This is a genomic window from Microbacterium sp. CFSPD4_SD4 (assembly GCF_057364585.1).
Window position 1 is genome coordinate 616,660 of record NZ_JBNFOC010000001.1, and the last position, 12,263, is coordinate 628,922.

Consider the following 12,263-nt stretch of genomic DNA (forward strand, 5'->3'; position numbering starts at 1 on the left):
CGCAGGGTTCGGGGGCCGGTCAGCCCGCGGTCAGGACGGCCTCAGGGGCCTCGGCCGCGGAGGAGTCGAAGACGCGGGACGCGTCACGGGCGATGCGCTCGGCGAGCACCTCGTGTCCGATCCCCGGTCCGGTGGGGACCGTGACGCGACCGGCGACGGCGGTCACCGGAGGCGCGATGATGTCCGACTCGTAGTACTTGTCCGATCCCGACACATCCGACGGCAGCAGGAAACCGGGGAGCGAGGACAGCGCGACGTTCGCAGCCCGCCCGACGCCGAACTCGTGCATCCCGCCGCACCACACGGGGATGCCCGCGTCCCGCGCCACGTCGTGCGCCGCGCGGGCGACGGTGAGCCCGCCCATCCGCGACACCTTGATGTTGAGGACCCGCCCCGCCCCCAGCCGGATCATGGTCCGCAGGTCGCCGAGGTCGACGACCGACTCGTCCAGGCACACGTCCGTGTCGAGCCGCGCCTGCAGATCGGCGTGGGCCACGAGATCCCGCGGCGCGAAGGGCTGCTCGATCATGGTCAGCGCCTCGCGATCCAGGCGTGCGAACACCGCGGCCGCCCGCTCGTCATCGGCGTAGGCGCCGTTCGCGTCCACGTGGAGATCCAGGTCGGGGTAGGCGCCGCGCACCGCACGCACCGGCTCCACATCCCAGCCCGGAGCGATCTTGAGCTTGACGCGGGGATAGCCGGCGGCGCGCTGCAGCTCCACCTGCGCGAGCAGCTCGTCGATCGACGGCTCGATGCCCAACGACACCCCCGCGACGACCTCGTCGCGCGTCCCGCCGAGGGCCGCGGCGAGCGCGATCCCCCGCCTCCGGGAGGCCAGGTCCCACACCGCGCCGGAGAACCCGGCCTTCGCGAACTCGTGCCCGCGGACCCGCGCCCATGACGCCTCCAGCTCCGCCGGGTCCTCCCCCTCGGCACGGAGCAGCGCGGGCACCAGGTAGCGGGTCGCGATCTCCCACGCGGTGACCGTGGTCTCCGCTCCGTAGAACGGATCGGACGGCGACGCGATCTCCCCCCACCCCGTCCGGCCGTCGGCATCGGTGACCTCGACGAGCACGTGCTCGATGCCGGACTTGCGGTGCGAGCTCGTCTCGAAGCTGTGACGCAGCGGCTGGCGCAGGGCGAAGAGCCGGACGCGGACGACCCTCACGCGTCCTCCTCCGGGCGGGCCCGCGCGGTCTCGGGCCCGTAGAGACCCAGGCGCGCCACCAGCCGGTCGCGTTCGGCGAGCCGCCGCCGCGCTCCCTTCGCGCTCGCCGTGGTGAGCGCGCTCAGCAGGTGGCACACCGCCGCGACCGGGGTCGGCGAGTCGGCGTACGACGCCGATCCCGTGCGCACCCGGATGAGCGAGGTCGCGATGGATGCGAGCGGGGCGTCCTCGCTGTCGGTGATCACGACGAGCTGACCGCCCGCCTCGTGGAAGAGCCGCCCGAGCCGCACGGTCTCCTCCCGGTAGCGCCGCAGGGAGAACGCGATGAGCACGTCGCTGGCCCGGACGTCGGTGAGCACGGTGAGCGGCTGCAGCGCGTGCCCGTCGACGAGGAAGACGTTCGACAGCGTCGCCGAGAGATCCGCGTTGAGGAGCTGCGCGTACGCCGCCGCCTTGCCCTCGCCGGCGACGTACCGTCGCCGGGCGCCGAGCAGCAGCGCCGCGGCCTGCGGCACCTGTGCCGAGCGGCTGAGCTCCTCGAAGGTCTGGGCGAGCGTGCGCTGCTCCGTCTCGATGATCCGCGCCTGGATGCTCTCGGCGGAGAGGTTGGTGCGGATGCGCTCGCCGTAGCGGTCCCGCGGAGAGACGAGGTCGCGATCCTCCTGGTCGTGGTCGTTCATGCCGTGCCCTCCCGAGGTGTCGCGCGGTAGACCGCCGTGTCGTCGTCGAGGCGCGTGGCCCCGACGAGGACGTCTCCGCGGCGGAATGCCGCGGTCATCGTCCGCTCCAGATCCCGCCGCAGCACCGCGCGCTCCTCGGCGTCGAGGGCGCCGGGTCGCGTCGGGATCGCGATCCAGGTGCCGCCGTCCGCCGCCACGGCCCGCCCCCAGTCGTCCGGCCCGAGCACGGGAGGGACGGGGAGCGACCGACGGGTCGGACGATCGGCGACGTCCAGGTCCCAGGAGACCACCAGACGGTCGGTGTCGGGGCGGGCGTAGTAGTCGCGCTCGTACGCGATGCCGACGGCCCCGAGAGAGCTCAGGTTGAAATGGGCGTTGCGCGAGAGCAGCGGATCGAACGTCCACCGCATCGTCCGCTGCCCCCAGCGCAGGGCCACGGCACGCTGCGCGAGCTTGAGCGCCTGGCCGACGCCGCGTCCCTGGTGCGCGGCATCGACGGCGGCCGCCTGCGAGTAGTGGAAGGACGCGCCGGTGGTGTCACAGCCGGCGAACCCGTACGCGAACCCGATCAGCTCCCCGTCGTCGGCGAAGGCGCCGACCGCGGAACCGCCGTTGCGGGCGAGGGCGGTGAGCAGGTTGGCGTTGAGGGCGTACTCGTTCTCCGTGTACGCGAAGACGCGGGCGTACAGCGCGGCGGCCTCACGGAACTCGGTGTGCCGGGTGAGTTCGCGGCAGCCGTGGGCGACACCGGCGGCCACCGAAGAATGAGGCACGATACGTTTCCTAAGATCGAAGAGTCCTGCTGCTGAGAGCGATGCTATCGGCGGGTTGCGGGGTGATCAAGGGGCAAGATACGGTTCGTAACCGTGACGACTCTCTCGGCAGTGCGCGACGGGGACCATCCTTCCGACGACATCATCGCACTCGTGCGCGAACTCGTGCTGATCGAGACGCCGAGCCGTGACACGGAGGCGAGCGCCCGCATCGCCGACCTGCTGTCCGCCTGGTTCGCCGGCGTCGGCGGCAGCGTCCAGCGGATCCCGCACGAGCTCGGGACGGATCTCGTCATCGACGTCCCCGGCACCGGAGACCCAGTTCTCCTCATCGGCCACACCGACACCGTCTGGCCGGCGGGCACGCTGTCGGACGACCTGCCGTGGGCCGAGGACGGCGATGTCGTGCGCGGCCCCGGTGCCTACGACATGAAGGCCGGCATCGTGGTGATGCTCGAGGCCCTGCGGCACCTGCAGTCCGCGCCGCTCGAACAGCGGCGCGCCGTGCGGATCGTGCTCGTCGCGGACGAGGAGATCGGCTCCCCCGTCTCGGGCCCCCGGCTCGCGGAACGGGCCAGGGGCGCGGCCTGCGCCATCGGATTCGAGTCCCCGCATCCCGACGGCGCCCTCAAGGTCGGCCGCCGCGGCAGCGCCCGGGTGCGCATCGCCGTCACCGGCCGCGCGGCCCACGCCGCCCTCGACCCCGAGCATGGCGTCTCCGCGATCGACGAGCTCGTCGACCAGCTCCTCCTGGTCCGCACGATCGTGGCGGACCCGGAGCTTCCGAGTCCGGTGCTGTGCAACGTCGGCGTCATCGACGGCGGCGCGAGGACCAACGTGGTGCCGGCGCACGCGGCCGCCGAGATCGGCCTCCGCTTCCAAGACCCGGACAGCGAGCAGCGCGTCCTCACCGCCCTCCAGGAGCTGGCGCCGGTGCGCCCCGGCGCCCGCCTCGAGGTCGCCGTGCTGAGCGCCCGGCCCGCCTGGCAGGCCTCGGCGGGGGACACCGACCTCCTCGCCCGGATCGCCGCGGCCGGTGCTGCGCTCGGCCAGCAGGTCGACGGCCGCCCCGCGGCCGGCGCCGGCGACACGAACCTCCTCGGCGGAAAGGGTCTGCCGACCGTCGACGGCTTCGGCCCCCGGGGCGGCGGTGCGCATGCGCTGGACGAGCACTTCCTGCGCTCCTCCCTGCACGAACGCATCGCGCTCCTGCGTGCCGTGCTCACCGTCCCGGCGGAGTGACGATACGATTCCGGTTCCCGTGCCCGACCCGAACCGGCCCGAGATACGTTCCGGATGTCCGTGTCGAGGAGTCGTCCTTCGCTCCCCTCGTTCCGATGCGCGCATCCTGGCATCCGCGTGTTTCCGCCGTGTTACACCCGCTCGACGGCCGGCGATCTTTCCGATCTGCGCGATTTTTCTTCCGCGATACGCATCGAATGTCTTGACCACGGGGCCGTCTTCCGCTTGCATGGTCAGCACCGACCCGGCTTCACTGTGGATCCGGGCGGCGCCCGAAGGGACCTTCCATGCGTCTTGCCCCCCGCTCCAGAACCGTGCGAAGTCTGACCGCCGCCGCGATCGCCTCCGCGCTCCTCCTCGCCGCTCCGGTCGGTGCCGCTCAGGCGCAGTCCGTCAGCGCCGCCACCGAATCCCCGGCCTCCGACACGACGCTCCGGATCGCCACCTCCGGATTCGTGGACACGTTCAACCCGTTCATCTCGATCTACCTGACGCCGACGAACATCATCCGGTACGTCTACGAGTCGCTCGTGCAGAACGACGCCGAGGACGGCTCCCCCACGAAGGGCCTCGCCGACAGCTGGGAGGCGACCGACGGCGGCCAGACGTGGACCTTCACCCTCCAGGACGATCTCGTCTGGTCGGACGGCGAGCCCATCACCTCCGCCGATGTGAAGTACACGTACGACCAGATGATGACGGTGCCCGCGCTCGGTACCGCCAACGGCAACCTCGTCTCCAACTTCGACACTGTCGAGAGCCCGGACGACAAGACCGTCGTGATCACCCTGAAGACCCCGCAGGCCCCGAACCCCGGCTCGGAGATCCCGATCGTCCCGAAGCACATCTGGGAGGAGGTCGACGACCCGACGACCTTCACCAACGACGCCGACGTGGTCGGCTCCGGCCCGTTCGTCCTCGACAGCTACTCGGCCAACCAGTCCATCGTGCTGAAGGCGAACGAGAACTTCTGGCGCGGCGCCCCCAAGATCGACGCGATCCAGTACGTGTACTACACGAACTCGGACGCCCAGGTGCAGGCGCTCAAGGCGGGCGACGTCGACCTCGTCACCGGCCTCACCCCCACCCAGTTCTCGGCACTCGAGGGCGTCGACGGCATCACCACGCACTCCGGTGAGGGCCGCCGCTACCACTCGATCAGCATCAACGTCGGTCAGCAGACCCGCGACAACGTGCCCTACGGCACCGGCAACGCCGCGCTGAAGGAGCTCGAGGTGCGCCAGGCCATCCGTCTCGGCACCGACACGGCCACCCTCCTCGACAAGGTCCTGGACGGCGAGGGCACGCTCGCGACGAGCTTCATCCCGGCGTCCTTCCCGAAGTGGCACCTGTCCGACGACGACGACGTGATCGTGGGCTTCGACCCCGAGGCTGCGCAGGCGAAGCTCGACGAGGCGGGCTGGGTTCCCGGCGCCGACGGCATCCGCGAGAAGGACGGCCAGCGCCTGAGCCTGCGCCTGCTGACGGACGCGGACGACGCGAACGAGCAGTCCATCTCCGACTTCTTCGTCCCGTGGATGAAGGACATCGGCATCGAGATCACGGTCGAGTCCACCGACTCCGACACGATCAGCGCGAAGGCCACCTCCGGCGACTACGACCTGTACTTCAGCGGCTGGTCGGTCAACCCCGACCCGGACTACCAGCTGGGCATCAACACCTGCATGAACCTGCCGACCGCGACCGACGGCACCGGCGGCACCACGCAGGACGGGTACTGCAACCCGGAGTTCGACGAGATGTACGCCGCGCAGCGCTCCGAGATCGACGCCGAGAAGCGTCAGGAGATCGTGCACGACATGCTCGCGCTGAACTACACCGACACCGCGCAGGTCGCCACCTGGTACGCCAACTCGTTGGAGGCCTACCGCTCCGACCGCTTCACGGGCTTCACGCTGCAGCCGAAGGACGGCGGCATCATCGCCAACCAGGCCGGCTACTGGGGCTACCTCACCGTCGAGCCCGTCGAGGGCGCGACCGCCGGCGGCACCGGCACGAACACCGGACTCCTCATCGGAGGCATCGTCGTGGGGGTGGTCATCATCGGAGGGCTCATCTTCTTCCTGATCCGTCGCCGCAACATCGCCGACGTCGAATGAGTCCGGCGAGACGCCGCGGGTGGCGGGCCTCCGCCCCCGCGGCGTCTCCCGGTCCGCTGTAAGGAGACCCCCATGTCCAACGCGGTACCCCCGTCCACCTCCGCCATCGCGACGAGCGCCGCGGCCGAGGAGCAGCCGAAGGGCGTCGGCGCCCTCCGCTACTTCCTGGTCAAGCTCGGCGGCGCGGCCATCAGCCTGGCGATGGTGATCCTCCTCGGATTCTTCGCCTTCAAGATCCTGCCGGGCGATCCGGTGGCCTCGATCGCCCGCGAGCGCGGGATGAGCGCCGAGCAGGCCGACCAGCTGCGCGAGCAGCTCGGTCTGAACAAGCCCCTGTGGCAGCATTCGTCGACTACCTCGGCAACGTCTTCACCCTGAACTTCGGCACAAGCTACGTCTACCGCACGTCGGTGTCCGACCTCATCGGCCAGTACTTCTGGAACACGATCCTCCTCACCGGCACGGCGGCGATCATCGCGATCGCCCTCGGCCTCTGGCTCGGACAGAAGGCGGCCTGGAAGCACGGCTCCACCTTCGACCGCATCGTCTCCGGCACGTCGCTCGTGTTCTGGTCCGTGCCGACCTTCTGGCTGGCCCTGCTGCTCCTGATGGTCTTCGGAGGCACGCTGCACTGGTTCCCGACCGGAGGCATGGTCTCCCCCAACCCGCCCACCGATCCGGTCGGTGCGGTCCTGGACGTGATCTCGCACATGGTGCTCCCGGTGATCACGATGGTCGCGGTCGTGTACGCGCAGTACCTCATGGTGATGCGCAGCTCGCTTCTCGAGGAGATGGGCGCCGACTACCTCACCACCGCGCGGGCCAAGGGCCTCCGGGAGGACCTCGTCCGCCGTCGGCACGCCGTCCCCAACGCCCTGCTGCCGACCGTCACCCTCGTCTTCATGCACATCGGCGGTCTCATCGCCGGGGCCGTCACGGTGGAGACGGTGTTCTCCTGGCCCGGGCTCGGGAAGCTCACCTTCGAGGCCATCTCCGGCCCCGACCTCCCGCTCCTGCAGGGCACCTTCGTGGTGTTCTCCACGATCATCATCGCGATGAACCTCATCGCGGACCTCATCTACCGGCAGCTCGACCCGAGGGTGAGGCGCGCATGACCACGGCATCCCCGACCATCCGTTCCCCCCGCGCCCTGGCGTGGCACCGCCGCGGCACCGCCTTCGTCGACTTCTGCCGGCAGTTCGCCCAGCACCGGGCGGGCATGGTGGGCCTCGTCTTCCTCGTGATCGTGGCGCTCATCGCGATCTTCGCCCCCGTGATCGCCCCCGCCAGCATGCTCGACGTCACGAAGCTCGTCGACGTGCAGCGCTTCGCCCCGCCCTCCTGGGAGCATCCCCTCGGCACCGACCATCAGGGTCGCGAGATCTGGGTCCGCATGGTGTGGGGTGCCCGGGTGTCCCTGCTCGTCGGCCTCGCCGCCACCGCGATGTCGATGATCATCGGCACCCTCGTCGGCCTCTCGGCCGGCCACTTCACCGGCTTCTTCGGCGGGCTGATGATGCGCATCATCGACTTCTTCCTCGTGCTGCCGTCGCTGATCCTCGCGATCGTGCTGTCGTCGGTGCTGAGCCGCGGCGTCTGGACGATCATCATCGCGATCGGCCTGACCTCCTGGGCCGGCACCGCCCGCGTCGTCCGCGCGCAGACCCTGTCCGTCGAATCGCGCGACTACATCGAGCGCTCCCGGGCCCTCGGCGCCGGGCACTGGCACATCATCATGAAGCACCTCCTCCCCGGGGTGCTCCCGCTCGTGCTCGCCAACACGACCCTCACGGTCGGCTCGGCGATCATCTCCGAATCCACCCTGGCGTTCCTCGGCCTCGGCGACACCACGCTGCAGTCGTGGGGCTCGATCCTGAAGAACGCGATGGACGTCTCCGCGGCGACCAGCGGCTACTGGTGGTACGTGCTCGTGCCCGGCATCGCCATCGTCCTCGTCGTGCTGTCGTTCACCCTGATGGGCCGCGCCGTCGAGAACATCACCAACCCGACGCTGAGGAGCCGCTGAGATGCCCGACCTGATCTTCGACGACGTCTCCATCACGTACCGCACCTCGGGGCGGTCGGGTCGGGACGAGGTGGCGGCCGTGCGCAACGTCTCGCTCACCCTCCCCGCCGGGCAGACGCTCGGCATCGCCGGCGAGTCCGGCTCCGGCAAGTCCACTCTCGCCATGAGCGTCCTCCGGCTCCTGCCGCGCAACGCCCGGCTCAGCGGCCGCGTGCTGCTCGGCGACCAGGACGTCGCCACGTTGTCCTTCGGGCAGCTGCGCGCCGTGCGCTGGGCGCAGACGTCCATCGTGTTCCAGGGCGCGATGCACTCGCTCAACCCGGTCCGCACGGTGGGCTGGCAGCTCCTGGAGGCGCTGGAGCTGCACGCCTCCGACCGATGGAAGGGCGAGAAGGCACGCAAGGAGCGGGTCCGGGAGCTGCTCGACATCGTCGACCTGCCGCAGCAGAAGAGCGAGTCGTACCCGCACGAGCTCTCCGGCGGCCAGAAGCAGCGCGTGATGATCGCGATGGCCCTCGCCTGCGATCCCGAGGTCATCATCGCGGACGAGCCGACCACCGCACTCGACGTGATCGTGCAGAAGCAGATCCTCGACATGATCTCGCGTCTGGTGGCGGAGCGCGGCATCTCGATGCTCATGATCAGCCACGACCTCTCGGTGCTCGCCACGGCGTGCGACCGGATCGCCATCATGCGCGACGGCGAGCTCGTCGAGGTCGGCGAGAGCTACGCGGTCTGCACGACCCCGCAGGAGGCGTACACGCGACAGCTCGCCGACGCCTTCCCCACGATCGGCGACCCCGCCTCGCGGATGGCCCCGGTGACGCGGCACGGCCGCGATGCGGACGAGGTGCCGGAGATCACCCACGGCGACGAGGTGCTGCTGGAGGCGCGCGGAGTCAACGTCACCTACCGCTCCGGCGGGCGCCCCGTGCATGCGGTCCGCGACGTCGACCTCTCGGTGCGCAAGGGCGAGATCGTCGCGCTCGTCGGCCAGTCCGGCTCCGGCAAGTCGACCCTCGCCCGCGCGCTCATGGGCCTGCAGCCCGCCGACCCCGGGTCGCAGATCCTCTTCGACGGCGCACCGATCCCGTCGAAAGGGCGCGACCTCGCGCGGTTCCGCTCGCAGGTGCAGCTCGTGCTCCAGGATCCGTGGGCCGCCCTGAACCCCAAGCACAGCGTCTACGAGTCCGTCGCCGAGGGGCTGCGCGTGCAGCGCTTCCCCGGCGACGAGCGCGAACGCGTGGCACAGAGCCTCGCGGATGCGGAGCTCACCCCGCCGGAGCGCTACTTCGGCGCCATCCCGCAGGAGCTCAGCGGCGGACAGCGGCAGCGCGTCGTCATCGCCGGTGCGCTCGCCGTGCAGCCGCAGCTGCTCATCGCCGACGAACCCGTCGCCTCGCTCGACGCGTCCGTGCGCGGGGAGATCCTCGGACTCCTGCTGGAGCTGCGCCGCCGCCTCGGGCTCTCCGCCCTCGTCATCACGCACGACCTCGGTCTCGCCTGGAACATCGCCCACACGGTCGCGGTGATGTACCACGGACAGATCGTCGAGCACGGACCCACCGAAGAGGTGCTGCTGAACCCGCAGCACGAGTACACCCGGCACCTGCTGTCCGCGGCGCCGCGCATCGAGGAGAAGACGGCATGAGCACCCTGACGGAGGCGGCGGTGTCGCCGTATCTCGACACGGCTCCCCTGCAGCCCGGCGACACGGTGGCGATCGTCTCGCCGTCCGGTCCCGGCAACGAGGAGAACACGCAGCGCGCCGTCGGCTACTACGAGTCCTGGGGGCTGAACGTCCGGGTGGGTGAGCATGTCCTCACGCCCCACCCGCGCGCGTCGTACCTCGCGGGGCCGGACGACCTCCGCCGCGCCGACCTCGTCGACGCCTGGCTCGATCCGGACGTGGACGCCGTCGTCACGGCTCGCGGCGGCTACGGTGCCCTGCGCCTCCTCGACGGCATCGACTGGGCCGACATGCGCCGCGGGGCGCTGCGCCGGGACGGGCGGCCGAAGCTCCTCACGGGCTCGTCCGACGTGACCGCCCTGCACGAGACGTGGCGCGCGCACCTCGAAGTCGCGACGCTCTTCTGCCCGATGGCAGGGAACAACGTCTTCCGCGATTCGGAGCAGGTGCGCGACGACGTGCAGCGCTGGCTCTTCGAACCCTGGCGCGGGCGGGAGCTCATCGGCCCGAAGACCGAGATCATGACGCCGGGCCGCGCCGAAGGGCGCTTCACGGGCGGCAACCTCAGCCTGCTCGCCGCCGGACTCGGCGCCCCGGAGGCGGACGTCCCCTCCCCCGGCATCCTGTTCCTGGAGGACATCACCGAGGAGCCGTACCGCCTGGACAGCTTCGTCACGCAGCTCCGGCGCGCGGGCCGTCTCGCCCAGGCGACGGGCATCGTGCTCGGCTCCTGGCACGAGTGCGGCGACCTCGACCTCGTCCACGCGCTCATGCGGGACGAGTTCCAGGACGCCGGGGTCCCCGTGCTGTGGGAGCAGGGCTTCGGCCACGACCCGCACGCCCTGACCATCCCGCTCGGTGTCGACGGGGTGCTGGACGCGACCGGCGACGAACCCCGCCTCATGGTGGGACGGCCATGATCGCCCTTCCGCCCCTCGATCCCCGCGTCACCTGGTCGATCCGGCTCGTCGACGCCGGCACCGGGGAGACCCTGGCCGAGCACGAGCCGCACACGCAGTGCGAGACCGCGAGCATCGGCAAGATCTTCCTGCTCCTCGAGGTCGCTCGACGGCTGGAGGCGGGCGCGCTCGCCGAGGACGACCGGATCGAGATCCCGGACGAGCACCGCGTCGAGGACTCCGGGCTGCTGTACCGCATGCACGATCAGCGCATCACGGTCCACGACGCGGCGCTCCTCGTCGGGGCGGTGAGCGACAACCTCGCCACGAACGCCCTGATCCACCTCTGCGGTCTGGAGGAGGTGCGGGCCGTCGCTCCGGCACTCGGATACCGCGACACCGCCCTGCACGACTACATCCGCAACGAGCGCACCCCCGACCTGCCCTGGACGCCGTCGTTCGGCACCGCGGCCGAGCTGTCCGACGTGATGCGCCGACTCGGGGCGGGCGAGGCGTTCTCCCCCGCGGTGAGCGCCCGGGTGCTGGACTGGCTCGCCGCCGACACCGACACGTCGATGACCGCCGACGCCTTCCTCCTCGACCCCCTCGCCCACGTCGAGGCCGAGTATCAGGGCATGGTGCTGCGTCACAAGACCGGCAGCGTGAGCTTCGCCCGCGTCGACGTCGGGCTGCTGCGGGGCCCGAGGGCCGCCGTCGCGTATGCGGTCGCGGCGAACTGGAAGGACTCCGCGGCCGATCTCCGCGCGCCCGTGCTCGACGGCATGCGCGCGGTCGGCGAGCTCATCCGCGCGCACGTCACCGGACGCGCACGAGACGAGGAGGACGCATGAGCGCGATCGACGTGGAGCTCCCCGACGAGAACGGCACGGTGTGGTCGATCCTCGTCCAGGACATCGACTCCGGCGAGGTGCTGCTGCGCCATGACCCGGAGACGGTGCAGGACACGGCGAGCGTCGGCAAGATCTTCCTCCTGCACCGCCTCCTCGCCGAGGTCGACGCTGGCACGCGGACTCTCGACGAGCGCGTGACCCGACGGCCGGTCGAGGCGATCGAGGACTCCGGCCTCTGGTACCTGCTGCAGGCGTCCGAGCTGTCGCTGTACGACGTGGCCGCGCTCATCGGGGCCGTGAGCGACAACGCCGCGACCAACACGCTAGGCCGCGTCATCGGCATCCCGACCGTGCAGGAGCACACGCGCGCGCTCGGCTACACCGCCTCGGCCCTCGACGACATCGTGCGGTGGCCGATCCCGCCCGGTGCCCCGAAGACGCTGTCGCACGCGAACGCCGCGGAGCTCGTGCTCTTCATGTCGCGCCTGGCCGATGGGACCGATCTCTCCCCCGCCTCGGCCGACACGCTGCGCCGCTGGCTGGGCGCGGGCATGGACCTGTCGATGGTCGCGTCGGCCTTCGACCTCGACCCGCTCGCGCACTGGGGCTTCGATCGCGGCGTGTGGCTGCTGAACAAGACCGGCACGATCTCCCGCGTCCGCGCCGACACCGGGATCGTCATGTCCCCCACCCGCCGGATCGCGTACGCCGTCCTGGCGAGCTGGGACCGGGGCGCCGACGGACGCGGACCGGTGCTGGCCGCCATGCGCCGCATCGGCGAGGGCATCCACGCCGCGCTCGCCGACTGAGACCG

The 12,263-nt window shown here is 70.9% G+C and carries 12 protein-coding genes; 9 read left to right on the forward strand and 3 right to left on the reverse strand.

The genetic code is table 11. The features are described 5' to 3' along the window. Nucleotides 1-19 precede the first annotated feature (19 nt). Genes menC through AC2W7E_RS03115 form a run of 3 tightly spaced genes read right to left on the reverse strand, consistent with a single transcriptional unit; the run spans nt 20 to nt 2,621 of the window. Nucleotides 20-1,168, reverse strand: coding sequence for an o-succinylbenzoate synthase (gene menC / locus AC2W7E_RS03105; protein WP_485988514.1), 1,149 nt, complete (start codon nt 1,166-1,168; stop codon nt 20-22). After that, complete coding sequence (locus AC2W7E_RS03110; RefSeq protein ID WP_303708665.1) at nt 1,165-1,848, reverse strand: MurR/RpiR family transcriptional regulator; 684 nt, start codon at nt 1,846-1,848, stop codon at nt 1,165-1,167. The genes menC and AC2W7E_RS03110 overlap by 4 nt, the downstream gene beginning before the upstream one ends. Next, the gene (locus AC2W7E_RS03115) at nt 1,845-2,621 is read right to left on the reverse strand and encodes a GNAT family N-acetyltransferase (RefSeq protein ID WP_485988515.1); all 777 of its coding nucleotides are present in this window, start codon (nt 2,619-2,621) and stop codon (nt 1,845-1,847) included. Before AC2W7E_RS03115 ends, AC2W7E_RS03110 begins: the two co-directional genes overlap by 4 nt. 93 nt (nt 2,622-2,714) lie before the next feature. Here AC2W7E_RS03115 and AC2W7E_RS03120 point away from each other — a divergent pair, with 93 nt between their 5' ends. The 9 genes from AC2W7E_RS03120 to AC2W7E_RS03160 all read left to right on the forward strand — a co-directional run bounded on the left by AC2W7E_RS03120 (nt 2,715) and on the right by AC2W7E_RS03160 (nt 12,258). Continuing rightward, nucleotides 2,715-3,863 carry a M20/M25/M40 family metallo-hydrolase gene (locus tag AC2W7E_RS03120; RefSeq protein ID WP_485988516.1) on the forward strand — a complete coding sequence of 383 codons (1,149 nt, stop codon included), beginning with the start codon at nt 2,715-2,717 and terminating at the stop codon, nt 3,861-3,863. Nucleotides 3,864-4,177: 314 nt separating this feature from the next. Continuing rightward, nucleotides 4,178-5,983, forward strand: a complete 1,806-nt coding sequence (locus tag AC2W7E_RS03125; RefSeq protein ID WP_485988517.1) for an ABC transporter substrate-binding protein — start codon at nt 4,178-4,180, stop codon at nt 5,981-5,983. 72 nt (nt 5,984-6,055) lie between these two features. Further along, nucleotides 6,056-6,361, forward strand: coding sequence for a hypothetical protein (locus AC2W7E_RS03130; protein WP_485988518.1), 306 nt, complete (start codon nt 6,056-6,058; stop codon nt 6,359-6,361). Further along, nucleotides 6,319-7,098 carry an ABC transporter permease gene (locus AC2W7E_RS03135; protein ID WP_485988519.1) on the forward strand — a complete coding sequence of 260 codons (780 nt, stop codon included), beginning with the start codon at nt 6,319-6,321 and terminating at the stop codon, nt 7,096-7,098. The genes AC2W7E_RS03130 and AC2W7E_RS03135 overlap by 43 nt, the downstream gene beginning before the upstream one ends. Next, on the forward strand, nt 7,095-8,009 hold the full coding sequence (locus tag AC2W7E_RS03140; protein WP_082758500.1) for an ABC transporter permease: 915 nt from the start codon (nt 7,095-7,097) through the stop codon (nt 8,007-8,009). Before AC2W7E_RS03135 ends, AC2W7E_RS03140 begins: the two co-directional genes overlap by 4 nt. Before the next feature lies 1 nt (nt 8,010). Then, complete coding sequence (locus AC2W7E_RS03145; RefSeq protein WP_085607806.1) at nt 8,011-9,660, forward strand: ATP-binding cassette domain-containing protein; 1,650 nt, start codon at nt 8,011-8,013, stop codon at nt 9,658-9,660. After that, nucleotides 9,657-10,619: a S66 peptidase family protein gene (locus AC2W7E_RS03150; RefSeq protein WP_485988520.1), complete on the forward strand. Its 963-nt coding sequence runs from the start codon at nt 9,657-9,659 to the stop codon at nt 10,617-10,619. Before AC2W7E_RS03145 ends, AC2W7E_RS03150 begins: the two co-directional genes overlap by 4 nt. Further along, nucleotides 10,616-11,449 carry a serine hydrolase gene (locus AC2W7E_RS03155; protein WP_062766742.1) on the forward strand — a complete coding sequence of 278 codons (834 nt, stop codon included), beginning with the start codon at nt 10,616-10,618 and terminating at the stop codon, nt 11,447-11,449. The genes AC2W7E_RS03150 and AC2W7E_RS03155 overlap by 4 nt, the downstream gene beginning before the upstream one ends. After that, nucleotides 11,446-12,258, forward strand: coding sequence for a serine hydrolase (locus AC2W7E_RS03160; protein WP_062766745.1), 813 nt, complete (start codon nt 11,446-11,448; stop codon nt 12,256-12,258). Before AC2W7E_RS03155 ends, AC2W7E_RS03160 begins: the two co-directional genes overlap by 4 nt. Nucleotides 12,259-12,263 lie beyond the last annotated feature (5 nt).